Source organism: Leifsonia stereocauli (genome assembly GCF_038432415.1).
Lineage (GTDB): Bacteria > Actinomycetota > Actinomycetes > Actinomycetales > Microbacteriaceae > Orlajensenia > Orlajensenia stereocauli.
In genome coordinates this window covers 57,682-81,771 of the sequence record NZ_JBCAUN010000001.1, presented here as the reverse complement: position 1 = coordinate 81,771, position 24,090 = coordinate 57,682, and the positions used below count along the sequence as shown (strand labels likewise).

Annotated in this window: 24 protein-coding genes; 14 read left to right on the top strand and 10 right to left on the bottom strand. The window is 65.3% G+C overall.

Annotated features, from left to right (window positions below):
* Positions 1 to 283 precede the first annotated feature (283 nt).
* Positions 284 to 1,774 carry a DUF6345 domain-containing protein gene (locus tag AADV74_RS00435; protein WP_342110718.1) on the top strand — a complete coding sequence of 497 codons (1,491 nt, stop codon included), beginning with the start codon at positions 284 to 286 and terminating at the stop codon, positions 1,772 to 1,774.
* Between the two features lie 6 nt (positions 1,775 to 1,780).
* Here AADV74_RS00435 and proS read toward each other — a convergent pair whose 3' ends face one another.
* Together proS and AADV74_RS00425 are read right to left on the bottom strand one after the other, a co-directional pair.
* Positions 1,781 to 3,205 carry a proline--tRNA ligase gene (proS, locus tag AADV74_RS00430; RefSeq protein WP_342110716.1) on the bottom strand — a complete coding sequence of 475 codons (1,425 nt, stop codon included), beginning with the start codon at positions 3,203 to 3,205 and terminating at the stop codon, positions 1,781 to 1,783.
* Positions 3,206 to 3,506: 301 nt separating this feature from the next.
* Positions 3,507 to 4,001: an SRPBCC family protein gene (locus AADV74_RS00425; RefSeq protein ID WP_342110714.1), complete on the bottom strand. Its 495-nt coding sequence runs from the start codon at positions 3,999 to 4,001 to the stop codon at positions 3,507 to 3,509.
* A 104-nt stretch (positions 4,002 to 4,105) separates the two neighbouring features.
* Here AADV74_RS00425 and AADV74_RS00420 point away from each other — a divergent pair, with 104 nt between their 5' ends.
* The 5 genes from AADV74_RS00420 (at position 4,106) to AADV74_RS00400 (ending at position 8,611) form a co-directional block, all read left to right on the top strand.
* Complete coding sequence (locus AADV74_RS00420; protein WP_342110711.1) at positions 4,106 to 4,579, top strand: winged helix-turn-helix transcriptional regulator; 474 nt, start codon at positions 4,106 to 4,108, stop codon at positions 4,577 to 4,579.
* A gap of 604 nt (positions 4,580 to 5,183) precedes the next feature.
* Positions 5,184 to 5,648 carry a Clp protease N-terminal domain-containing protein gene (locus AADV74_RS00415; protein WP_342110708.1) on the top strand — a complete coding sequence of 155 codons (465 nt, stop codon included), beginning with the start codon at positions 5,184 to 5,186 and terminating at the stop codon, positions 5,646 to 5,648.
* 121 nt (positions 5,649 to 5,769) lie between these two features.
* Entirely contained in the window at positions 5,770 to 6,450 is a 681-nt protein-coding gene (locus AADV74_RS00410; RefSeq protein WP_342110706.1) for a cation diffusion facilitator family transporter, read from the top strand.
* Between the two features lie 74 nt (positions 6,451 to 6,524).
* A complete protein-coding gene (locus tag AADV74_RS00405; protein WP_342110704.1) occupies positions 6,525 to 7,241 on the top strand; it encodes a tyrosine-protein phosphatase in 717 nt (238 codons plus the stop codon).
* Between the two features lie 203 nt (positions 7,242 to 7,444).
* Positions 7,445 to 8,611 (top strand): MFS transporter, encoded by a 1,167-nt coding sequence (locus tag AADV74_RS00400; RefSeq protein ID WP_342110702.1) that lies wholly within the window; start codon positions 7,445 to 7,447, stop codon positions 8,609 to 8,611.
* 315 nt (positions 8,612 to 8,926) lie between these two features.
* Here AADV74_RS00400 and AADV74_RS00395 read toward each other — a convergent pair whose 3' ends face one another.
* Positions 8,927 to 9,877, bottom strand: a complete 951-nt coding sequence (locus AADV74_RS00395) for an NAD(P)-dependent alcohol dehydrogenase (RefSeq protein WP_342110700.1) — start codon at positions 9,875 to 9,877, stop codon at positions 8,927 to 8,929.
* Positions 9,878 to 10,187: 310 nt separating this feature from the next.
* Here AADV74_RS00395 and AADV74_RS00390 point away from each other — a divergent pair, with 310 nt between their 5' ends.
* Entirely contained in the window at positions 10,188 to 11,006 is an 819-nt protein-coding gene (locus AADV74_RS00390) for an alpha/beta fold hydrolase (protein WP_342110698.1), read from the top strand.
* Between the two features lie 89 nt (positions 11,007 to 11,095).
* On the opposite strand, the gene AADV74_RS00385 is transcribed toward AADV74_RS00390, so the two are convergent.
* From AADV74_RS00385 to AADV74_RS00375, 3 genes are all read right to left on the bottom strand, one after another.
* Positions 11,096 to 12,376, bottom strand: a complete 1,281-nt coding sequence (locus AADV74_RS00385; RefSeq protein ID WP_342110696.1) for a vanadium-dependent haloperoxidase — start codon at positions 12,374 to 12,376, stop codon at positions 11,096 to 11,098.
* Between the two features lie 355 nt (positions 12,377 to 12,731).
* A complete protein-coding gene (locus AADV74_RS00380) occupies positions 12,732 to 12,995 on the bottom strand; it encodes a hypothetical protein (RefSeq protein ID WP_342110694.1) in 264 nt (87 codons plus the stop codon).
* 86 nt (positions 12,996 to 13,081) lie between these two features.
* The gene (locus AADV74_RS00375; RefSeq protein ID WP_342110693.1) at positions 13,082 to 13,324 is read right to left on the bottom strand and encodes a hypothetical protein; all 243 of its coding nucleotides are present in this window, start codon (positions 13,322 to 13,324) and stop codon (positions 13,082 to 13,084) included.
* A gap of 78 nt (positions 13,325 to 13,402) precedes the next feature.
* Between AADV74_RS00375 and AADV74_RS00370 the strand changes: the two genes are divergently transcribed.
* From AADV74_RS00370 to AADV74_RS00360, 3 genes are all read left to right on the top strand, one after another.
* Entirely contained in the window at positions 13,403 to 13,570 is a 168-nt protein-coding gene (locus tag AADV74_RS00370; RefSeq protein WP_342110691.1) for a hypothetical protein, read from the top strand.
* A 126-nt stretch (positions 13,571 to 13,696) separates the two neighbouring features.
* A complete protein-coding gene (locus AADV74_RS00365; RefSeq protein WP_342110689.1) occupies positions 13,697 to 13,903 on the top strand; it encodes a hypothetical protein in 207 nt (68 codons plus the stop codon).
* Between the two features lie 614 nt (positions 13,904 to 14,517).
* On the top strand, positions 14,518 to 15,078 hold the full coding sequence (locus AADV74_RS00360; RefSeq protein WP_342110687.1) for a hypothetical protein: 561 nt from the start codon (positions 14,518 to 14,520) through the stop codon (positions 15,076 to 15,078).
* A 126-nt stretch (positions 15,079 to 15,204) separates the two neighbouring features.
* Here the strand turns inward: AADV74_RS00360 and AADV74_RS00355 are convergent, their stop codons facing one another.
* Positions 15,205 to 15,747 (bottom strand): TetR/AcrR family transcriptional regulator, encoded by a 543-nt coding sequence (locus tag AADV74_RS00355; protein WP_342110685.1) that lies wholly within the window; start codon positions 15,745 to 15,747, stop codon positions 15,205 to 15,207.
* Between the two features lie 83 nt (positions 15,748 to 15,830).
* Between AADV74_RS00355 and AADV74_RS00350 the strand changes: the two genes are divergently transcribed.
* Together AADV74_RS00350 and AADV74_RS00345 are read left to right on the top strand one after the other, a co-directional pair.
* Entirely contained in the window at positions 15,831 to 16,754 is a 924-nt protein-coding gene (locus tag AADV74_RS00350) for a ketopantoate reductase family protein (RefSeq protein ID WP_342110683.1), read from the top strand.
* 277 nt (positions 16,755 to 17,031) lie between these two features.
* Positions 17,032 to 18,285: an FAD-dependent oxidoreductase gene (locus tag AADV74_RS00345; protein WP_342110681.1), complete on the top strand. Its 1,254-nt coding sequence runs from the start codon at positions 17,032 to 17,034 to the stop codon at positions 18,283 to 18,285.
* A gap of 312 nt (positions 18,286 to 18,597) precedes the next feature.
* Here the strand turns inward: AADV74_RS00345 and AADV74_RS00340 are convergent, their stop codons facing one another.
* Complete coding sequence (locus AADV74_RS00340; protein WP_342110679.1) at positions 18,598 to 19,449, bottom strand: SAM-dependent methyltransferase; 852 nt, start codon at positions 19,447 to 19,449, stop codon at positions 18,598 to 18,600.
* Positions 19,450 to 19,684: 235 nt separating this feature from the next.
* Here AADV74_RS00340 and AADV74_RS00335 point away from each other — a divergent pair, with 235 nt between their 5' ends.
* Positions 19,685 to 20,023 (top strand): hypothetical protein, encoded by a 339-nt coding sequence (locus tag AADV74_RS00335; protein WP_342110677.1) that lies wholly within the window; start codon positions 19,685 to 19,687, stop codon positions 20,021 to 20,023.
* A gap of 156 nt (positions 20,024 to 20,179) precedes the next feature.
* Positions 20,180 to 20,593, top strand: a complete 414-nt coding sequence (locus tag AADV74_RS00330; protein ID WP_342110676.1) for a hypothetical protein — start codon at positions 20,180 to 20,182, stop codon at positions 20,591 to 20,593.
* 31 nt (positions 20,594 to 20,624) lie between these two features.
* On the opposite strand, the gene AADV74_RS00325 is transcribed toward AADV74_RS00330, so the two are convergent.
* Both AADV74_RS00325 and AADV74_RS00320 read right to left on the bottom strand, forming a co-directional pair.
* Positions 20,625 to 21,326, bottom strand: a complete 702-nt coding sequence (locus AADV74_RS00325) for a hypothetical protein (RefSeq protein ID WP_342110674.1) — start codon at positions 21,324 to 21,326, stop codon at positions 20,625 to 20,627.
* 191 nt (positions 21,327 to 21,517) lie between these two features.
* Positions 21,518 to 24,067: an arylsulfatase gene (locus tag AADV74_RS00320; protein ID WP_342110672.1), complete on the bottom strand. Its 2,550-nt coding sequence runs from the start codon at positions 24,065 to 24,067 to the stop codon at positions 21,518 to 21,520.
* Positions 24,068 to 24,090 lie beyond the last annotated feature (23 nt).

Below are 24,090 nucleotides of genomic sequence, written 5' to 3'. Positions count from 1 at the left end.
GACCCATGCTCACGCAGGCCGATCCCCTTGCGGGCGTCGGAGAAGGGTGCGCTGGCGAGCTCGTCTTCGGGGAGATGAGTCGTGCGGTCCAGGTCACTGTCTGTCCTCGGTTTTCAAGCCGGCTGGGTCGTGATGGTCGGAGTCTGTGCATCATTCTGGGTGCGCGTGGGGGTGGCCCCACCGTAGGGTGCGTGCCCGCCCGGTGACGGCTCAGTGCTCACACCCTGTGACGCGAATCTCGATGTTCCTACTCTGGCGGTGACCCGACCCGAGGAGGACCCCCATGTCAGACAACCTGTACGCCGGAAGTTCGAACCAGACGTTCGCCGAGCCCACGGTGAAGACGCTGAAACATACGCACGACGACACGAGCGGCTTCCTGGACTACGTCGGCCGGTTCGCCGGCGTCAACTTCCATGCCCAGGACGGCAACGTGAAGCAGTGGCGCTTCGACGCTGACTTCGACGACTGGCAGGATGCCCTCGGCATGGACTCTGTGAGGGTCTACTATCACTCCAGCCACGGCGCCATGGACGCCGCGGGGGTCTTCAACTCGCCGATGGGTGCCGTTTGGAGCGGACGCAACCGCGCCACCTCCGATCGGATGCGCCTGGCCGACCAAGACCTGCGCTACCTGTTCCTCAGCACCTGCAACTCGGTGCGGATCGATGGCGGTGACGACCCGTTCCGCACCTGGTCGACCGCGAACGTCGGCATGCGGATGATCTTCGGCTACGGCAGCATCTCCTACGACTGGGGCGGCTACGGCGGCGGCTTCTTCGACCGCTGGAACTCGGGCAGCTCGTTCAGCCAGGCCTGGCAGGACAACAGCCTGGGCCACCGCACCGATCAGGTGGTCTCCTCTGTGGCCTGCGGTGCGACGGCTGCGGAGGCCCAGAATCGACTCTGGAACGAACGGCTCTTCTCGGGAAGCCGCGTCGCCGACGACTGGTACTGGTGGCGCTGGGCCGGATCGCCCGCGGCGAAGTCGGAATCCAAGCTCAGTCCCGATGAACTGCCCGCTCGGCTGCACCTGTCGCTCGCTCGGAGAAGCGGTGATCTCGACCGGGTGTCCGACCTCGCCGGCCGGTTCGGTGTCGAGGCAGTGGCCGCGACTGTCGGCGATCCCGGGCGGTCCAGCCGCCTGGTCTTCCTGCAGCGCCGGGAGTCGCCGCGGCTGGTGCTCCTGGCCGACGGCAGCGTCTCGATCACCGTCGCACCGCTGGACCGCGCCGCGGAGGTCGCCCCGGAAGACGTGCTGCGGGCGGCGGCCGACGAGGCGGCGCGCCAGTTCGATCCGGACGGCGTCCACGACCTCGTCTTCGACCAGTTCACCAGCACCCGCCACGCCGGTGTCAGTCGGTCCGGCGATGTCGTCGAGGCCGAGGTGTCCGACGTGACGGCGCACTACCGGCAGCGGATCGACGGCACACCTGTGGCGAGCGGAGGCGACGGACATGTGGCGATCACCCTCGACCGCTCCGGCCGTCTGCATCGCATCCTTGACCGCACCGTCGACGTGCGGGAGCGCTGGGAGGCCGAGCCGGCATCCGACCAAGGAGAGGGCGAGATGAACGCGCGAGAGGCGCTTGATCGAGCCCAGCGCCAGCTGCACGACCCGTGCGATCGCGGAGTCGTCGAGTTTGATCCAGAGACGGATGAGGTCGGCTACCGCCTGAGCGGAGAAGAGGGCTACCTCGTGGCTGTGCGGTCGGTGACGGTCACGGATGGCGAGTTCAGCAAGCGCCACCTCGTCGAGGTGCCGCTCAGTTGAGATGGGTCAATAGCTCCGGCCCACAATCGCCATGAGCTCGGCGTCGAGGTCTCCGCTGCCCGGCACTGTTCCTTCGCGGGTTTGCAGGCAGCGGACACTTACAGCCTCGCGGTTGAGTGTGTCCTCGCCTTCCTCACCGAGTTGATCCCATGGGATTCGCGCAAAACCTGTCTTGGCAGCGTCGAGAGCCTCAGCCACGGACTCAGCACCCACGGTCCGGTCCGCCAGTCGCTGGCGGCCCGCCTCGATCATCTCGGTGTGCATACTCTCGAGCAGCTTGACGATTGTCGAGCTGATCGTGTCGAGCGCCACCACGGTCTTGTCACCGGTATCGCGTCGCACGATCGTCGCTTGGCCCGATTCGAGATCGCGGGGACCGACCTCCAGACGCACCGGGACACCCTTGAGTTCCCACTCTGTGGCTCGCCGGCCGAAGCCCTGCGTGGTCCGATTGTCGAGCCGGGCACGCACCCCCACCTCGACCAGCTCACGGACGAGCGAGGAAGCAGTCGTCATGGTCCGCTCATCGCCCTTCACCGCGACCACTACGACCTGCACCGGCGCGACACGGGGCGGAACGCGGATTCCTCGGTCATCACCGTGCGCCATGATCAGACCACCGACCATCCGCGTGCTGGAGCCCCAAGACGTCGTCCAGCACGTTTCGACCTGCCCCGAGCTGTCGGCAAAGGTGATGTCGAATGCATTCGCGAAGTTCTGCCCCAACTCGTGACTGGTAGCCATCTGGAGCGCCTTGCCATCGCCCATCATGGCCTCGCAGGTCATCGTGTTGATCGCCCCAGCGAACCGCTCGCGCCGGGATTTGACTCCTACAAGTACGGGAATCGCTAGAACGTTCTGCAAGAAATCGCGATACACGTCCAGGTGAATGCGTAGCGCGTAAGCGTTCGCGTCCTCACGGGTGGCATGCGCGGTGTGGCCCTCCTGCCAGAGGAACTCCGACGTCCGAAGGAACAGGCGCGGCCGCATCTCCCACCGCACAACATTTGCCCATTGGTTCAACAACATGGGCAGATCTCGATGCGACTGGATCCACTTGGACATCAACTCGCCAAACAAGGTCTCGCTCGTTGGTCTGACGACGACCGGCTCAGACAACTCCTTCCCACCCGCGTGCGTGACTACGGCAAGTTCAGGGCTGAATCCTTCGACATGCTCGGCCTCCCGTTCCAGGTAGGACTGCGGGATGAACAGGGGCAGGTAGACGTTCTCGGCGCCGGTCGCCTTGATGCGCCCGTCGACCTCTGCCTGCATCCGCTCCCACAGTCCGTAGGCATACGGTCGGATCACCATCGTGCCGCGCACCGGACCGTTCTCAGCCAGCTCGGCCTTCTCCAGGACGTCCTGGTACCAGCGGGGGAAATCATCCTGCTGGGAAGTGAGCACCCTCGTCCGACTGCTATCTGCCATTGGGCCACGCTACCGGCAGCGCGAAGTTCAGCAATAGGGGCCTGAGAGTGGTGGTCGCATTCACTGATACCGCTATTGAGAGCCCAAGGAAAGCCGCCACCGTCGTCTTCACCGAGGCGGATCGACCTACGACGGTCGACCGCTCGAACGCGCCCACGAGGCGGGGCGATGGCGCGTGACCCTTGCCGCCGAATCACCGCTGCAGCGGCATCCATTCGACGACGGGCGGAGATGCAAGTCGAGGAGCGAGGCAGCGCGGTGCGCGGCCTCGGGGGTGCGGGGACGTCCGGGGCGGCTGGGCTCACACGTAGATCGCGACGAGCTTGTCGAGGGACTCCTCGAGGCCTTTCTTCGAGAGCGCGAGCTGCTCGGGGTCGATGTAGCCGAGTTCGGTGACGGTGAGTCGCGTCGCGTCGTCGCCGATCGCCTCGAACGTGATGACGTGCCGCACGTCGCGCGGGATGCCCGCGGCCCCGATGGTCGCGGGGTCGATCGTGGCGCCGTGCTCGTCGGCGATGTTGTGGATGAACTCGAGGCGGCGCGGTGCGTCGACGAGCGTGTACGCCCAGGTGCTGTACAGCGCCGGGAACCCCCAGTCGGGGGCGCTCATGCACACGAGGGACGTGCCGCCGACGCGCACGTCGAGCTCGGCGACCGTGCAGGTGAAACCGTTCGGGCCCCACCAGCGAAGCACGCGGTCGGGTTCGGTCCACGACTTCCAGGCCGCCTCGATGGGGGCGGGGATGTCGCGGCTCACGACGAGATCGTGCGTCTCGTGCGGGGTCGTGTCATTCATCGTGGACTCCTCCGCTGCAGGCCGCCACCGCGGCATCCGTTTTACTTCGATGATCGAAGCGTAGTTCACTACGATGATCAAAGTCAATGCCGTAGACTCGACGCATGAAGCGAGCTGAAGGGCGGTCGACCTGCCCCACCAACTTCACCGTGGAGACCTTCGGCGACAGTTGGTCGCTGCTGATCATGCGCGACCTGCTAACGCTCGGCAAGCACACCTTCGGGGAGTTCCTTCGGTCCGAGGAGCGCATCGGTCCGAGCGTCCTCGCCGACCGCCTCGCCCGACTCGAGCGCAGCGGAATCATTATGCGCACCCCGAGCGAGACTGATGCCCGCAAGGTCACCTACTCGGCGACGGTGCGCGGCATCGCGGCGATCCCGCTCCTGTACGAGGCGGCGCGATGGGGCATGGGCGGCGTTCCCATCGAGGAGGACGATCCGTGGGAGGCGGTCATGGCGATGGACCGCCACGACGTGCTCGAGGCGTGGCAGCAGGCCGTGCGCGAGGGTGGTTCGCTCCTCGGAGGCGCGGAGAGCGCGTTCGCGCGGCTGAGCGCCAGGGCACGCGCGGTCGTGTGACGGCGACGCATTGCGGCTGGGCGCCAGCGCGCGCGGTCGCGTGACGGCGACGGCGACGGCGACGGCGACGGCGACGGCGACGGCGACGGTGGAGGTTAGCGGGCGCACATTAGCGGCGAACCACGTGGAAATCCGCGGCATTTGTCATCGGTTCTGTGGGCGCGATTCCATGAGAAGTGGCCACTTCCCACACCGGTCGCTGCGAGGTCCCTGCTCGGATTTCGGACTCGACTCTCGAACACCGTCGTCCCGAAAGTCGATCGGGTAGTGGTCCATGATGACGGTCGCGGCGCAGGCGGCCAACATCGATATCGATATCAACATAAGTTGACAGCGTGAATCTATCAACATAAGTTGATGGTGTGAACCCGTCCCACCTTCCCTCACCCGACGATCCCGACGAAGCGCTGGCGGCCGTCGTTGCTCTTCGACGCTTGGCCAGCTCCCTTGAGCGCCAAGCCGTCGATGCAGCGATTACCCAGGGCTGGACCTGGTCGCAGATCGGGAACGCACTCGGTCTCAGTGCTCAAGCCGCACATAAGCGACTTTCGCCGAGGCGACGGACAGACAATCAAGCGAAACCAACACGACGAGAAGGAAACCAATGACCCTCCGAACCGCTAGGTCCGACATCGCCTTCATGAGCTCACTGTTCACTGCGGCGGAGGAAGAAGCCCACAAACTCGGCGATGATGTCATGGGCCCCGAGCACCTCGTCGTCGCCGTTCTCGACCTCGACGACATACATCGCTCCGACTTGAACCGGCTCGGACTCGACGCTGACAGCTTTCGTCGAGCCATCGCCTCGGTGCACGCGGATGCACTGGCGACTTCCGGCGTGTACGGCTCACCGGCGTCCATCGAGGGCGGTCCAAGCGGCCCTCTGCGCAGCACTCAGGGCGCCCAGCAGGTGTTCAGAGACGCGCGAAAACGGGCGAAGGCGAAGCGCGCACCGCTCACCGCAGCTGGCATCCTCGCCTCTGCCGCGCGGCCGGAACACGGCACGACAGCACGCGCACTGGCTCACCTCGGAATCGATCGCGCCGCCGTCGAGGCCCTCGACCAATGAGACCGGCGGGCCGCGCGCGCCGCCTCGCCGACCTGCACGTGGCACCCGCGCTCAAGGGACTACTGCGGGTCGGGCTGTTCGTCGATCCTGATTGCTGGACCGGAGAGAGCTGCACCTGCGCATGACCGCCCCGACGTCTCCCCTTACCGCCGAGCGGCAGAACGCCCTGCAGCGTCGGATCCGCTGGATCGTCTCGGCCACGATCGTGTACAACCTGGTTGAAGCTGTGGTCGCGATCACGGCCGGCACCGTCGCGTCGTCATCCGCGTTGATAGCGTTCGGATTGGACTCAACCATCGAGGTGCTCTCCGCGGTTGCGGTCGCCTGGCAGTTCACGCGCCGAGACCCTGACCGGTGGGAGAAGGGCACACTGCGCGTCATCGCGGTCGCCTTCTTCGCTTTGGCCGCCTACGTGACCGCATCGTCTCTGCTCGCCCTGATTCTGCAAGCCGACGTGGAGCACAGCACGCTGGGCTTGGTCATCACTGCGCTCAGCGTTCTCGTGATGCCGTTCCTGTCGCTCGCGGAACGCCGGGCCGGCCGCGAGCTCGGCTCAGCGACTGCTGTCGCAGACTCGAAGCAAACCCTCATCTGCACCTACCTCTCCGCAGCGGTGCTGATCGGCCTCGTCCTGAACAGCCTGTTCGGGTGGTGGTGGGCCGATGCGATCGCCGGCCTCGTCATCGCCGGCTTCGCCGTCCGCGAAGGGTTCGAAGCATGGCGCGGCGACGCATGCGCCACGTCGGTCGGCATGCTCCTCGAAGAGGAGCATGCCGACGAGCACGACATCAGTGCCCGATAGCGGATCCATCAGCGGGCGTCTCGCTGCATGGACGCTGGATCGAGGTATTTCGGCATCCGTGTCAGACTCGAGCCATGGGGCGTCCTCTTCTGATTGACGGGCTCGCCAACGCTCGTGATCTTGGCGGACTGAGCCGCGCTGGCGGCTCAGTCACTCCGATGGGCGCGTTCATCCGCGCAGAGATGCTTGATCGTCTGGATGAGTCAGGGTGGGAATCCCTCCGCAACTATGGCGTCCGAACGGTCATCGATCTCCGTCGGCCAAGCGAACGCAGCGGGGGCGTGCCAGATGCCATCGAGCTAGTCTGCTTGGATCTTGACGGCGACGAACAAGACTTCTGGGCCGCTTTCGAAGCGGACGGCAGGTGGGGAACCCCGCTTTACTACCTTGCACACCTTCACGACGTTCCACACCAGCTCGCCGCAGTGTTGCGGGCCATTGCCGCGGCCGACGAAGGAGCAATCCTCTTCCACTGCGGGGCCGGTTGGGATCGGACTGGTCTTCTCGCCGCAGTTCTCCTGCGCGCCCTGGACGTGACCCACGACGCGGCCGTCGAGGATTATGTGGCGTCCTTCAAGAATGCAGAAGCAATGGCCGCGCTTCACGGACGATCGTTCGATGTCGAGGAGCGCCTTGGCGTTCTCACTCGGTTCGGTCACACACCAGAATCCGCGTTCCGCAGCATGTATGAGCGGCTCGACCTCGAAGACTGGTTCCGCATCGCCGCCATTGACGAACAAACGCGCATCGCCGTCACCTCCTGGCGTGGAGCGGCGAACGCGGAAGATTGATTTATCGCGCTTGGAGGGATCCCTCTGCGGGTGCGGATGCTTGAACGGCCCACGCCAGGGGCGGGACATCGGCAGGAGACCGAAGACGACGGCTTAGTCGATGAACTGCGCCCGTCGGGGTGAAGGATTCTGTCACGCCGCCGAGGCCACGGCTGGGATGATTTACGGAATCCGGTGTCGGAGCTAGGCGGGAGGATGGCGGGGTGCGGGTCTTCACATTCCTCGTCGCGGCTGTGCTGTCGCGCATCGCTGCGGCGGGCGGGGTGGTCGTCTTCCCGATCCTCGCGCTGCGCGAGCTGGACGACCTGTCGGCCGGAGCAGTCCTCGTCGCGGCGGCCCTGGCCCCGACGGTGGTGATCTCACCTCTCGTCGGCGCCGTGCTCGACTCGGCCAGACGTCCTCGCCTCTACCTCTTCGGCGCAGGCGTGGTGTCGGCCGGCGGCTACGCGACGGCCGCCCTGCTCGGGTTGGTCCCGTTCGGCGTCGTCCTGCTCGCACTCGTCGCGGCGGGCTGCGCGACACCCGTCCTCATGGGAGGGCTGTCGAGCTTCGTCACGGGCCTGATCGCGCCGGAGCGCACGGCGTACGCCACCGATACCCTCGCGTACAGCATCGCTGGTGTCGGCGGGCCGGCGCTGTGCTCGGCCGTCATCGCGATCGCCTCCCCGCGCTGGGCGGCGCTCTCGCTCGCCGCCGCCGGTCTCGCCGGAGCCGTCGTGATGCTGACGCTTCGACCAACAACGCACTCCCACGGGAGGTCGGACGGATTGTGGAGCCGCATGACACAGGGCGCCGTCTATCTCGTGCGGCACCGCCCGCTCCTGCTCGTGACAGCGTCCAGCACCCTCACTCAGATCGGAGCCGGCGCCTTCCCAATCGCGGCTGTCGTGTTCTCGCTGCAACACTGGCAACAGGCGGAGACCGGCGGATGGATCGTCACGGCGTTCTCCGTCGGCACCCTGGTGAGCGCCGTCGCCGTCGCGATCCGACCGATCGACAAGCTGCCTCCAGCGCTCGTCATGGCCTGGGGCTTCGCCCTCACCGGGATACTTACTGTCCTCAGCGCCCTCAACGTCTCCCTCGCGTGGACGATCGTCCTCGTCGTGTTGTCAGGCCTGTTCTCGGCGCCGAGCGTCGCAGCGATGTTCGAGTTGCGCACGATCAACAGCGTCGCCTCCGTCCGCGCCCAGGTGTTCACAGTCGGATCCGGACTCCGAGCCGCCGCGGGAGCGCTCGGGGCGGCGCTCATAGCGCCCTTCGTCGGAATCGACGGTGGCGTCCTGCTCAGCCTCGTCGGGCTCATCTGGCTCGCCTCGGCGGCCCTCATGCTCCCGTACCGGACCGCAGCGGCAGCCATGATCGCCGCCTGAGAGCGAGCACGATGTCGTGAGCGGATCGGACGTCTGCCAGTGGGTCGGTCAGCGGACGACCGGGCCCCGCGTAAGCGGATCCGTCCCCGCGACGCTCGCGAGTCGCAATAACGGATCCACTTGCGGACGTTCGCTGAGGGATCCGCTTGCGGAGATGCGATCCGAACGTCACAGCAGCACGGATGAGTGCACTCCTATGCTGACCGAGGCGAAGATGCGATCGAGGTGCTCCGCTGGGCTGATGAGCACGCTGACGGACGGCGATTCGTGCAGGGCGGTCGCTACCTACCCCATTCGAACTCGGTGCCTCGACTCCTACGGTGTGATGACCACCTTGCCGAGGGCCTGTCCCCCGCCCACGTAAGCGAGGGCCTGCGGCACCTCCTCGAGCGGAAATGTGCGATCGATGTGGATGCGGAGGTCGCCGGTGACGCATCGCTCGGCGACCGGCTGGAAGTGCGCGGGGCCCGGCTTCACGACCAGGACGCCTAGCCGGCGACCGGTCGACAGGCCGATCGCCGTGCCAATGGTGAGCAGCCCGAGCATCGCTCGCACGGTCCCGCCGACTGCGAGATAGTGACCGCCGCGAGCCAGTGACCGCCTGTAGGCGAACGCAGACCGGTGAGCGACGAGGTCGAGCACCAGGTCGAACGGCTCGACGCGGGTGAAGTCGGTGGTGCGATAGTCCAGCACGTTGTCGGCGCCGAGACGCCGCATGAAATCGAGCTTGCCCGTGTTGTCGACACCGGTCACGTGCGCCCCGGCGAGCGTAGCGAGCTGGATCGCGAGCGAGCCCGTCCCGCCACCGGCTCCGTTGATGAGAACGCGCTGCCCGTGGCTTGCGCGAGCCGTACCCTGGAGGGCGATCGGGCCGGACTGCGGCAGCGTCGAGGCCTCGGCGAAGGTCAACTCCGCTGGCTTGTGCGCAAGGGCTGTTTCGGCGGCGACCGTGTATTCGGCGAAGCCGCCCAGAAGCGCCAGGTTGTCGCCGTAGACATCATCGCCCACGCGGAACCGGGTGACGTCCGAGCCGACGGCCGCGATGCGTCCCGCGATATCCGAGCCGAGGACCCGGCGCCTCGGAGCACGGAGTCCGCCGAGCCGCGCGTATCCCGGGCTCCCGGTCAGTCCCTCCCAGTCCGAGAGGTTGATGGAGGTGGCGACGATCTCGACGAGCACCTGCTTCGCGCCCGGCGACGGGACCGGTATCTCCTCGACTCCGAGCACGTCCGGAGGGCCGTAGCGGTCGTAGACGACGGCCCTCACGCTGGCCGGCCTCGCTGCAACGCGCGTCGGGAACAGATCATGCGAGCCAGTGTAGGCGTGCCATCGGAATCGCGCGCCCTCGTTCAGTGGCACCTACCGGTGCCCGCGTCTCGGTCTCGGTTGACCGTCGAGGGATGCCGGAGGATCATGTGCCCCACGGTACAGAGCGAGGCAGAGGCGAAGGAGGTGTTCGCCTCCGCCTACAAACGACTCCGCCTCCGTACGCTCGCTGCCCGAGTAAGGATCCTCCAGCGGAGCTGGCCTCGGCGCGAGTGATCGGCAGACGAGGATCGACTGGCAGGCTTGCTTCATGCGCACCGACAACCTGGACTTGCCGTTCGCTGTAACCGCTCTAGGTCACGTATCGGGGAAGCCGGCAATCGTCTTGCCGGGCGGTCCGTGCCGTGGCCCTGAGTACCTTGGCGACCTCGCAGGTCTGGCCGACAGCCACGCACTAGTCGTGCTACATCCTCGAGGCACTCCCAGGAGCGAGGGTCTCTCCCGCGGGTGGTGGTCCGACGCCGACGATGTCATAGCTCTAGCCGACGCGATTGGCACTGACATCGTCGATCTCGTAGCTCACTCCGCAGGTACACGGCTGGCTCTCGCGACAGCAGCTCGCTTTCCCGGACGAGTCCGATCTATGGCACTTGTCACCCCGCCGGCTTCGTGGCTGACCGGCACTCCCACTGATGCCGAATCCATCGCAGCCCAACGCACTGAACCCGCGGTTGCCACGGCACTGGCCGCCATGGAGCACGACGATCCAACCACCGAGTCCGCGTTCCAGGAGTCCTTCTTCCGGCAAGCACCTGCGAGTTACGCACACTGGACCGAAATCGAGCAATCGCATTCCGCCGTCGGTGAGGTGAGTCGGGCGGCCGCGATCGCATGGTTCAACGACGTTCCAACCAACGCGCCCGATCGTATCCGCACGATGCACTCCCCGCCGACGCTCGTCATCGGAGGGGATCAGGACTTGTTGACGGGGGTCCAGCCCGTGCGGGATTATGCCGCGGTTCTTGACGCTGAATTGTCGGTCATCGCTGACTGCGGCCACTATCCGTGGGTCGAGCAACCCGAAGTATTCCACCGAGTCCTACACACCTGGCTCGCAACCGGCCACTGATCGGGAGCTGCCTGACAGCGGATCACCCAGCGGGCACTCATCGGTTTGCAAGCCCATGAAGACGGACCGGAACTCGTCTGTTCACCTCATCAGCCTGCGGGCTGGAAGTAGTGCTCGAAACTCCAATCTGATACGGCATGGCCTAGGGCGTTTCCGTCGGTCATCGCCTTGCGGAAGTGGAGGCCGAGCCAGATTCTCGCGTTCATAGTGTCGGCGTCGAGCGATTCCACGGTGTCGTAGTGCCTGGTCGTGCCGGTGATGCCGGAGAACAGGTTCAGGTCGAGCGAGTCGTCACCGAACAAGTGACCCAGGGTGCCCGTCACGGCACCGGTAACGCAGGCGTGCCCACTGAGGTAGTCCGGGTAGGGCGGAGTGACAGCGAGTGGGGCCCACTCCGCATCGGCTTCGGTCGCTTCATTGCCGTCGGTGTCGGCCAGCGGGATGGCGGTCACCGGGCGCCAGAACGCGTAGTCGTACTTCGCACGCCAGCATGCGATTTGTGCATCGGCGATGGCGGTGCTCAGTAGGGCGTATGCACGTGCGCTCGTGGCGATGTCGAATCCGCCGCGAGTCACGAGGTCACTCAGGCCGACTCGGTACTGCAGGACCGCGTTGTAGTTGAAGAACAGCGCAGTCTCGGTCTGCTTCTCAGTACGGGCGGAATCCTCGCTCGCGCCGTAGGCCTTCACCTCGGCGAAGTCCTGTGCGTATGCGTCTGTATCGACCGCGTCCGGGCCTGGCAGCGGGAATTGCGTCGGCGACTCGAGCAGCAACGGGTCGACGAAGCCGAGCCAAGGCGCCAGCATCGGAGCGCGACCGGGAGGCGTTGGGCGCCAGACTCCCGGAGCTGGCGTCACGTCCAGGGTGACCGCCGCATCTCGACCGTCGTCCTGTCGAGCTCGGATGAGATTCAGTGCGGCAATAGCGCCCGCCACGATTCCGTGCAGTCGCCCGACGCCCTTCGGGGAGTTGGCGAGGGCAGCACGATAGTCGTCCGTCAGATTTTCCGCTGACGAGGGGAAGTAGTGGCGGAGCACGATGTACGCGGCTGTGGCTGCGGCAGCCTCTGATGAGGCGTGTCGATGGGAACGTGGCTGAGTTGCGTACGGTTCGAAACCACCCTCGATCGCCACGACGGCGTCGTACATCGCGATGGACACGAAGCCGAAGTACAGCCCGGACGTGGGAATGGGTGTGAGGTTCTCTATGAACACGGTCCGCTCGGCGATCGCGTTCCATTCGGTGATGACCGCGGGGTCGGCCGCAGTGCGGGGATCGGCTTGGGCCGTAGTGACGACGGAAGCGGGGGCCAGGAGGCCGGCCGTCGCGACGAGCGCGATAGTCAGCGCCCTGATGGATCTAATACGCATCGTGCGCCTCCAGTGGGATGGATGGAGTGCACTGGGAGGGGCGCTCGTGGTGAGCGCGGGGGCCAGTCGGGGAGAAACCCTGATAGTGCGAGTCTCCCCCCATCGCGGGGGTCCTGCAACCCCCATGCGGCCGCAGCGCCGGCCCGTGCGGGTCTACCTGCTAGATGTTGCCCGGAGCGCTCTCTTTCGTCTTCTGGCTAATTCTGTGGCCAGATCCGCAGCTCTGAGCGCACTTCCTTCGCGGCCCATTGCCCCGCACGCCCTCGCGTTGGCATCCATTGAGCGATCGCCCTGCGGCGGTTTGAGAGCAATGCCATCCCTCGGTCAGTGCCTACGCCAGAACAAGGAGATCGGCTCACCATCCTCCGTTGACCCAAAACCACAAGACCGTGAACCCGATGCTCACCAAAAGGGCGATGTAGAGATTCACCCTGCGAACCTCTCGCCGGTGAAGGGTCACGATTGTGCAGAGGATCAGAAGATTGCCGGCGACAGAGAGCGCGCGAGCAACGTGAAGCTTCCACAACTGCGCCTCGAATTCCGCAGGGCCGGGAATCTCGCCGAAGAAAGACACAACGGAAAGTTCGTTCCACAATTGAAAGACGAACGGCAGAATCATGTTCAACAGTGGGAGGGATACCGTCCAAACCATCACGGTTAGGACGGCTGTGGTTTTGTCCGCCTGCACTCCACGATTGGCGCTGACTAAAGCCACAGCGGCTTCCCGTCGAGGTCGTCGCTGTCGACAATGGGCTCGGTGACCTTGCTCTTGGTAAAGGTCATCCAGATGTACGAGTTTTCAATGATCGTGACACTTCGACTCGCTGTCCGCCGCATGCCCACCTCCGATCGCGATGCTACCCAGCTGATTTCCGGAGCCCCTCCCCCCGTTCGGGACGCAGCGTCGGCGCTACCCCGGTGGAAGTCGTGGTCGGTGGGCTGGGTCACGATCAGCATTGTGGGCGCGGACGATGCCCCCAACTGGATCGGCATACGCTGTCGGTGATGCCGACCGAAGGATTCGCCGTGTCTGATGAGAACACTCCTGACCACCACATCCCGTCTGCTGATGAGCCGAGCGTTCCTGAGCTCGAGGCTGACGAGACCATACCGCCGCGGCCGGAGGAGGAGATCGCTGACATGCTGCGCGCCGAGCCCGACCTTGAGGACCACAGCCGGCATCCAGAGGCTTGAGCGGCGTCAGATGACGATCCCGTAAGAGTCGATCCAACACTCCTGCGACTGCGGAGGAAACCCGTAGGTCAGGACACTTCTCAAAAGGTCGGGCGGCAACGCGCGCCTAGTTCGTAGACTCGAGGCATGGTTGGGGACAACGAAGACCTACTGCCAAGCTCGGTTGAAGAGCCAGCATTTCAAGCGGTAGCGCCAAATCCCGACAGGCTGTCCCGCGCATCACTAGAAGAAGGAACACTCAGCCAGCGCAAGATCATTCGCTTCAGCGCCGCTCCCGCGACACTACTGCTCGGTACTGCCGCTGCAATCGCATGGGCCATCCATCTCAGCTGAGCAGATACCGCCTTGGTTGGATCCATCAGGTTCCCGCTCGACGATGGCCTAGTGACTAAGCGACCCGACGCGTTCAGGCGCTTTCAGCGCGCCGCCGAGGTCGACAATGATGACCGCTATGCCACTTACGAGAAGGCCGAGGGCGACAATCGTTCCCGCCCAGCTGCCGGAGTACGTGGTGATCGTCCCAGCACCGTCGCTTCGATCCCACTCGCAAGCCCGACCAATCGGCCAGAGAGCGGGAGACCCGGTCACGACGTCTGACCGTTCGGATATAGCGGCGACTGGAGAGCTCGGCCCTTCGACCCGGCACTTGTAGGTGGCCCCCTTGTAACTGGCCGGCATGAGTTGTGCAGCAACGACAAGGAAACCGAGCAGCACGACAACCACACCAACCGCTATCGGGCGGCCCGATCGCCGGGAGCCGCTCCTCATGGCATTCACTCGGCCAGCTTATGCTCGAGGTCGCCGCGAGAAGGTTCGCCTTCCGGGGCTGCCGTTCGATAAGCGAGCCGCTTTCTCGACGATCATTTTGCGATCGTCGACCGACGCAGGGAGAACTCCTAACCGTGTCACCCGGGCATGACTGGCCAGGCGCACTAGCGTGAATGATCATGACGGATGCGGACCCTGACCTCGCCAATCTGCCCCGATTCCTCGAGCACTTGGAACAGCGCGACGCCGTGGCAGCCCGGTTCGCTCGTCAACTGATCGATGCGGGCGGAACTGTTCGCGTCTTCTGGGGGCCTCAGCAGATGGATGCCTGGGAGCTCCGCGTTCAGCGGGACCAGATGATCGTCCGGTTCGGAGTGGAGCGCGGCTACTCGGATGGGGTGATGATCGCGCGTGGTGGAACTCACGCATCGTGGAATGACCTCCGGCCGATGCGCCTCGCGCTGCTCGCATGGGCGCGAGCGAATGACATTCCTTTCCGACTGGGTGATCCCGAGGATCTTGACATCGACCTGAAGTCCGACGGGCTCGCGGCGTTGGACTGGGTGGGCGGCGGTCACGACCTGGAAGTGGAACGCGTCTGGCGCGCGTGGCAGGAGCACTGCCAACAGGTCGACCGTCTCCGGGGACGTACACGAGGACGACCGGATGAATCTGACCTCGCAGCAGTCAAAGCCGCAGGGCTTGCCGCGATCGAGGCGGCGGCTCGATCCGCCCCCTGATCACCGAATGGCAAGGCCCGTAGCGGGATCCGCTTGCGGACGTTCCTTAGCGGACCGGCTTACGGCGGATGTGGCAGACCGGGTCCACTGGTCCGATCGCACCGAGATGATCCTCCACGAGAGCAGTCAGGCCCGATGCAGTCCGGCGAGCAGTAGCTCCACCGCTGCACGCGACTCGGAGGCCCAGAGCGGCCGGTCGGTTGTTGATCCGATGCCGTGCAGCACGATCATCACAGCTCCCACCGAAGCACCGTCGGCGACGTGAATGCCTGCCCGAGCCATCAGGTCAGCGACCGTGCTCTCGAGTCTGATGCCACCATCGGACAGCACGGCTGGGTCCACGACAGCGGCGAGTGTGCGCCCGAGGCCTGCGTGCGCAACCAGGTACTCCACGAACCCGCGCAGGAACGCGTCGAAGTCCTCGCCGGCGGACCGCGCCGGGTCGCGGGCCTGATCGCAGAGCGCGGCCACCTCTCCCTCGTACACGGCCGCAGCCAATGCCTCCCGTGTGGGGAAGTGCCGATAGAGGGTTCCCACTCCCACGCCGGCGCGGGCAGCGAAGTCATCGAAGCGCAGTTGCTCGTCGTGATCGAAGACATCTCGCGCGGCCGCCACGATCGCATCCCGGTTGCGGCGCGCATCCGCTCGCATCGGTCGTACCTCGGCCACGGCAGCACCTCTGTTTTGACAACTGGAGACTGTCTCCGTATCTTGAACTGGAGACAGACTCCATCTTACGAACGGAGCCCGCCGTGCGCATTCTGATGTTCGGTCGCGGTGTGATCGCGACGATCTACGGTCGCGTGCTTCACGCTGCCGGGCACGACGTCGAGTTCTACGTGCGCCCGGGTCGCGCTGCTGAATACGGGGACGAGGTGCAACTGGACTGGATCGACGGGCGCCGCAAGCCATTCGGCCGACGGGTGCGTGAGTCGTTCCGAACGCCGCTGCGAGAATCCATCGACCCGAGCGACGGCTTCGATCTGATCCTGCTCAGCGTCGGGCACCATCGTCTCGCGGAAGCATCCGCATTTCTGGCTCCCCGACTGGGGTCAGCGACGGTGCTGGTGTTCGGCAATCTCTGGGAGGAGCCGCTCACCGCGGTGGCGCCACTTCCGGCCGAGCAGGTCGTGTTCGGTTTCCCGCAAGCCGGTGGTGGCTTCGGGGAGGACGGCGTGCTGTGGGGCGCGATGTTGCCATCCGTCATCATCGGCACAACGAAAGCCTCACCCACGGGTAGGGAGCAGGACGTCGTCACGGCCTTCCGGCAGGCAGGCCTCTCGGCTCGGCAGGAGAAGGACATGCGAGGTTGGCTCTGGCTCCACTTCATCGCCGACGCCGGCATGTTCGACCAGGCGGTGCGGAGCGGGTCGCTGGCGAACATGATCGGTGACAGTCGAGCGTTCCGCGACGCGTTCCTGACGACTCGTGAGCTGCTGCCCGTTCTCATGGCTCGAGGTGTCGACCTCAGCCGGCACCGCAACGCCATGCTGCCGTACCGGCTGCCCCGGCTGGTTGCGGCGATGTCTGGATGGGCGACGACGGTGATCCCGATCGCTCAGAGGAGCCTCGCGGCGCACACGGACCCGGATGCGCCCGAACCGCGCGCCGTCCTCGCAGACACGCTCCGCGAAGCGCGGCGGCTCGGCATCCCCACCCCGCGCCTCGAGCGCTGAATGCGGACGAGCGAATGACGATCCTTAAACGGTGAGCGGTCGGTCGCGAATGGCGGTCCGACATAGGCCAGTCCTGCAGCGATGACCGGCCGGCTTTGGGGGCGTATCGTGTCGGCGTCAAGACGCCCGGTCTGGCGTGGTTAGGCTCGGGACCAATCGCTGGGTCTTCTGCGACTTCGATGGCACCTCGGCGTATCGAGGAGGACTCTGGTCCTCGACCTGAGAAACGGCTTTGCAGCCGATCGCTCCGGCGGCTCAGAGAGAACGGTGCACACACATGCGGATAGGCATCATCGGGGGTGGCGCGGCCGGCCTGGCGACGGCCTGGCTGTTGGAGCAGCATCACGACGTCACCCTGTTCGAGAAGGACGACCGCCTCGGCGGTCACGCCCACACCGTCGACATCGAGGTCGATGGGCAGACTCTCGCCGTGGACGCGGGATTCCAGTTCTTCGGGCGGAGCGCCGCGTATTCGACGTTCAACCGACTGCTCGACGCGCTCGACGTGCCGCGCACCACGTATCCGGCGACGCTCACCGTCGCTCGCGGCGACGGCAGCCGACCGGTCGTGATGCCGCCGCTGAACAGCGGCCGCCCGGTGTGGGCGTCGCTGACACCGCGCGCTATCATGCATCTGCTGCGCTTCCGGGCGTTCCTGTCGGGCATCCCCGCGTTCCTCGCCGAGCATGACACGACGATCACGATCGCCGATTATGTCGAGCTCTGCCGGCTGCCGAAGTCGTTCGTCGATGACTTCCTGTTCCCGCTGCTGCTCGCATTCTGGTGCGTCGACCTCGCCGATTTCCGCCGGTTCGCTGCATACAACGCGCTGTACTACCTGGGCGCGAATCTGCCGAAAGGTTTCGCGCCGCCGGAGCAGAGCGAGGTTCCCGGCGGCCTCCGGGTCTACGTCGACGCCCTCGTCTCCTCGCTTGAGCGCGCGCAGCTGTGCCCCGGTGCGCCGGTCGATTCCATCACTCGGGATGCCGACGGCTCATTACTCGTCGAGGCGGCAGGTGTGCGGCATCCCTTCGATCATGTCGTGCTGGCCTGCGATGCCCGCACCGCGCTTGACCTGCTCTCGCCGCTGCCGGAGCTGTCCGAAACCCGCGAGCAACTGGCGCGCTTCGGATACTTCGACACGACCATCGCGATCCACGGTGACCGGCGGCTCATGCCCCGCGACGAGACTGCGTGGTCGGTCGTGAACGTGCGCACAGACGGGGCGCACAGCTCGCTGTCGGTGTGGAGCCCTGCGCGCGGAATGCCCATCTTCAAGAGCTGGGTGACGTTCGACGACGAACTGCCGCAGCCGCTGTACGCGACCGCGACCTATCGGCACGGGCTCATCGACACCGCGTACTTCGACGCGCAGCGGCGGCTGCGCCCGTTGCAGGGCGCGCACGGCGTGTCGCTGGCAGGGCTGTACACCGCCGACGCCGATTCGCACGAGAGCGCGATCCTGTCGGCGGTCGCCGTCGCCGCGCGCCTCGCGCCCGACGCGCCACGCCTCGCGCGCCTGCGCGCTTGACCCGTCGCGGTCGCCAGTCAGCCCGACTGCCTGGTCGTCCCCGGCCGCTGAGCTTGTCGAAGCGCCCCGATCAGGGGAGTTGAACCGTACCGAGCAACGATGATGCCCGGTGGAGAACATGCACCCCCTGTTCTAGAACATGCCTCGGCAGCGCCGGAAGGCGGTCCTTCTACGGACATCCGCAAGCGGATCCCTCAGCGGGCGAATTTCGGTCGTCGTGGCCGAATGTGCCCTTTGACCGGACGATCAATGGAGATTCGCCGCGCCCGTGCTTTCGACAGAGTTTTCCAGCGGGATCAGCGGATCGGACCACTAGCCAGGCTTGTCGAATACGCCCTGGATGAACACCGTGCGCCCGGCGTCGGTGTTGCGCCCGGAGTTACTCATCTTGACGGCTGCCTGTTCTCCCAGCACGAGATGCATTCCAAGCGGAGGAGGGGCGCTGGAGCCGCTCGCACCCGACGCTTGCGCCTTCGCCTGCTGTGCCTTGCGCGCCGCCACGATGTCGGCGGTAATGTCGCGCCAGGTGCGCTCCAGGAGACCTGCACCGCGGATCAACCCGCGGAGGGATTCCGCATCGGCCAGATGGCTCTGGTTGGGGCGGCTCGCCCATGGGACCGGAAGCTCGATCGGCTCGCCGTTCCCCGCGCAGATTTCCTGGCAGACGAACAGCCCGCCCGGCCTGAGTACCCGGGCGATTCCGGAATACAGGCGGCGCTTGTCCCGGATGTTCATCTGCATTTGTATCGTCCACACCACGTCGAAGCTGGACGCGGCGAACGGAAGCTCCAGGGCATCACCCGCCTGAAAGCGGGTGCGATCGGACAACCGCGTCATCCGAGAAAGGGCGTTGGCGACCCCGCAGAATTCAGGCGAGAGATCGATGCCTGTCACGTCGCAACCCAAAGTTGCGGCGAGGTAACGCGCCGGGCCGCCCAACCCGCTGCCCACGTCGAGCACTCGCGATCCTGGCGGAATCTTTGCAAGCTCCACCAATGCGCGCGTGGCCGAACGTCCCGCGGAGTGAAACTCGTCGGCCGGCGCGAGATCTTCGTACGTGACCGAGTCCAGGTCCTTGCCGAGAGCTTGCAACCCCGCCACGATTCGCGGCAGAAGTCCGCCCGGCTCGTAGTGACGAAGCATTTCCTCGTGCAACTCGCCCATGGACGCAAATCCTGCGCGGATTTCGGGGAGCCGTCAAGTACGCGCTTGCTCCCACCACCCCGTCACCTGCCCCCGCCGGCAGGAGGGAGGGGCTGGCCTGTGCCCTCACGAGGTCTCCACTCGACCGCAGAACGGCATCGCAGACCCCCCTGACCAGCAAACGATCTCTGTCCTCCTAAACGACATCGGAAGGGTCGCGGTCGTGCAATTCTCCCTTCGTCCCAAGGGTCCGTGGGTGGCTGACAACCTGGATCAGCGGATAGCTCGCTTCCCCGCAATCGCTTACGGCTTCGTCGTCCGCTGGACCGTTCCCGAGATGCGATCCATGGCGCAATTCCTACTGGTGCTGTCAGGCGTCTTGCTCGGCACCGCAGCAACGCTTCTTATCGATTTTCTCCTGCCCCGCCGTGCGGCAGAGAAGGCAGAGGCGGCGACGGATGCGTCGCGAGAAATTCAAAAGACGTCGCTAGAACTTCTTCGCGAGACTCAACTCCTGCTCGCCCACGCGCAGGCCGAGTTGCGTCAACGACCCTGGTGGCGACGGCGGCCGAAAGGTTCAAGGCGATACAAATAAGAACCATATCTACCTCGACCCTGTCGTCTCGCGGAGGCCAACATCGCCGCTCAGCGATCACAACGAGCCACCAGCGTTCGTAAGCCGGTCCTTCACTGGCGTCCGCAAGCGGATCCACTTGCGGGCATCCGCTCGGGACCGTGCCATCATGTGGCCATGGGGAAGTCGATGGGCCTACTGGCTGCCAGCGCGGCGAGTCTATTCGCGGTTGTCACGCTCTCGGGATGCGTCGATCCAGGTACGAGCTTCGCTGTCTTCGATCGCGAAGCCGTCTCCACTGACGCGTTCCCGTCCGACCTTCCCGACTATGCGGACGACGAGCTGGTGCCGGCCAGCAGTCGCTTCGTGGGCGAATACGACGGCGACACGTTGTACCTCGCTCAGGGCAAGAAGGGCGAAATCTGTCTCCTCATCGACCCAGAGGACAGTGTCGATTGGTCCCTCGGCTGCGGCGGTGGGACGTCGATCAATGCCGGGGGCCCTCGCGGCGAGTATTTTGTTCGTCCCGATTCGGGTACACCACCAGAAGGATCTGTTCGAATCTCCGATAACGTCTACGCAGCCGAGTAGTCAATGTCGTGATGGTTCCTTGAGGGATCCCTCAGAGGGGATTACTGCCCATTGCTCCTTCGTACCTTGTGAGTCGGGCGTTAGCGATCGGCGAACGAATGGCTGCTGCTGCAAGGAGCCCGGCGCCCGCGAGCGTGTTCACGGCAAGCGCGGGCTGGAGAGCCGTTGCGACGAGAAGCCCAGCGGATGCCGTTGCAAGTAGGACGCGGGAAAGGACACCGTTCGTAAGGGTGCCGAGCAGCGCGACCATGAACGCAGCAGCCGACGCGGTAGCCGCTGGCAGCACCGTCGCGTACCAGTAGTCGACGCTGAACGTGCCTGGCGGAACCGCCCACACGAGTTCGCTGGACCCGTACCACGTCCAAGCCAGGATCCAGGCAGTCACGGCGGCTGCCAGAACGACGAGAACAACACTGGCTGCACCCCCAGGTCGCACCAACCCCGCGATCAAGACGCCCGCCAGAATGACGAAGGCCAGCATCGCCCCGAGAACGACAGCGACCCCGAAGTACCCGATACCGTCGGCACACATCCAAGTGCCGTCTCCCTCCGAGCCTGGCAGACCTATACCGCAGGAGATGTGTAAGACATCGCGCACTAGCGAAATCACGGCCCCACTCAGGACAAAGGACGCGATGCCGCCAATGACAACCATGCACACCGCCGCTCCGCGCACAGCCGGTTCAAGCTCAATACGGTCGGAGCCACGACGGACCGAAGCAGCACCAGTCATGCGGCCACGCTACCCAGAACGAAGGCGTTCGGCTGGGGGCGGGACGTTAACGCATGATGTCCGGAAGCGGATCCCTTAGCGGGACGCGCGGTGGGCTCGCTCGTCCGCGTCGCTCTCAGTACGCCGAGTGATTGGTTGGTCCGAGCGTAAGCGGGAGGATGGACCTACAAGACCGAAAGCGTCTACGCGGTTCAGTCGCGGGCGTACATTCCGCGGAGGAGCGTCTCTGTGCGGGAATAGTCCTCACCGGAGACATCGACCACGACCCGATCGATCGTCCCTCCTGTGAAGGTGAACGGTGGAATGTATCGACTGGAGACGGGCTGTCCGACTTCGCGGCCGACCGTGGCGCCCTCGCCGGCGAGGGTGAAGTACGCCGGTTGTGACTTCATCGGCCCGGAGGCCACGACGACGTCATCCACATACAGCTCGGTGGTGCCGTGCGGGGTGGTTCCGTCACGACCTTCGATCACGTACCGCACCCCGATGCGCACCGCACCGTCGGGGAGTGGGTCGGGGGCGGTGAAGACCTGCTCGTCTTCGCCGAGCCAGTTGTAGACGTAGGTCAGCCTGCCGTGCTGTACGAAGATCGCGTGGCCGCCGAAGCGGGCGCCCATGGAGTAGATGATGCCCTCGGCCGCGCCGTCGATGCGGAGGTCAGCGGCGATCGTGAAGGATCGGCCCATGATCTCCACGGCGCTTCGCTCGGGCACCACTGCACCGCCCGGGTAGAGCGTCATCGATGTGCGGCCCGCCATCGGGTTGGGACGGTCGATGGCGAAGATCTCCGCGGGGCTGCGGTCATCGAGGGGGTAGCCGTTGTAGCGTCCGGCGAGCTCGTGCCACAGCTGCTTCATCTCCGCCAGCTTCTCCGGGCTCTCGGCTGCGAGGTCTCTCAGCTGGTTGCGATCCTCGGTGAGGTGGAACAGTTCCCACCGGTCATGGTCGAAGTGGCCCCAACCGGCCGGGGCCGGCGGATGCACGGTCGAGGCATGCCAGCCGTTGTGCCAGACCCCGCGGGTGCCCATCATGCAGTAGAACTGCTCATGCTTGTGTCCGTCGGCGGCAGCATCAGTGATGACGTTCTCGAAGCTCACGCCTTCGAGTGGCTTCTGCTGGTATCCCTTCACAGCGGACGGGGCGTCCACGCTGAGCAGGTCCAGCACGGTGGGGACGATGTCGGAGACGTGCAGGTATGCGGTGCGCACCTCGTCACGTGCGGTGATGCCCTGCGGCCAGGCGATGATCATCGGGTCGGCGACGCCGCCCTCGAACGACGCATTGATCTTGTACATCTTGTGCGGGGTGTTGAAGGCCATCGCCCAGCCGTTGGAGTAATGCGGGTGCGTGGATTCCGTGCCGAGCTCGCCCAGCAGGGCGAGGTTCTGGTCCAGATTCTCCGGCACCCCGTTGTACCAACGGTTCTCGTTCACTGAGCCCGACGGTCCGCCCTCGGCGCTGGCTCCGTTGTCAGAGATGACGACGAACACGGTGTTCTCGAACTGGCCCGACTCCTCGAGGTAGTCCAAGAGTCGACCGACCTGCGCGTCCGTGTACGAGGCGAACCCGGCGAACACCTCCGCTTGACGTTCGAACAGCTGCTTCTCGCCATCAGACAGCGAGTCCCAGGGGCGCACGAGGTCGGAGGCAGGCCACTGTTGGCCGTCACCGGAGGTTGCGTGCTCGTACGGGTTGATCGGCGGCAACTCCGTGCCTGCCGGCAACACGCCCAGCTGGATCTGGTTGGCGAGCACCACCTCCCGGTACTTCTCGTACCCCATCGAGAACTCGCCCTTGTACTTGTCCGCCCACTCGGTGAACACATGGTGCGGGGCGTGCCCCGCCCCCGGCGCGAAGTACGTGAACCACGGCTTCTCCGCCGCGGTGACCTTCGCGTCGCGGATGAACTCGATCGCCCGATCAGCGAGATCCTTCGAGAGGTGATACCCCTCGGACGGCAGCGCCGGCGGATCGACCGGGTGGTTGTCGTAGGTGAGATCGGGATACCACTGGTCGGTGAGACCGCCGAGGAAACCGTAGAAACGGTCGAAGCCGCGCGACAGTGGCCAGGTTCTCTTCGAGCTGCCCATGCTCATCTCCGCCGCCGGCGACAGATGCCACTTCCCCACCGCGAACGTGTTATATCCCTGCTCGGACAAAATCTCGGAGAGGAAGGCATCATCCGCGGGAATCAGGCACGACAAGTTCGGGAACCCGTCGCTCGCCTCACCGATGGTGCCCATTCCGACGCTCTGCGGGTTCCGCCCGGTCAGCAGCGACGCCCGCGTCGGAGAGCACAAGGCCGTCGTGTGGAACTGGGTGAAACGTAGCCCGTGCTCGGCGAGCCGGCGCATGTTCGGCATCCGGACCAGACCGCCATACAGGTCCCACGCGCCGAACCCCATGTCGTCCCACACGATGAACATCACATTCGGAGCCCCAGGCGCTGCCTGCGGTTCAGCGTACGGCCGCCAATCCGACGTCGAGTCGCGCACGTCCTCACGAATCACACCATCAAAACCGGGCACAGCGCCTCCTGCGTTCCTCGCAATGACTCGACAATACCGCTCAAAAACAATCACCTCTCCCAATTTCCAGCCGGCGCCAGCGGGGCCCTTCACACATCCAGTAAGCCGGTCCTTCATCGTCATCGTCGTGTTCGACGGCGTGCAGGCATAACCGCAGAAGAACTCAGTCGCCGTAAGACCCGCCCGTGAAAGTGCCCGGTGAAGGTATGCCAACCGCAACAACTACTCAACCGCGG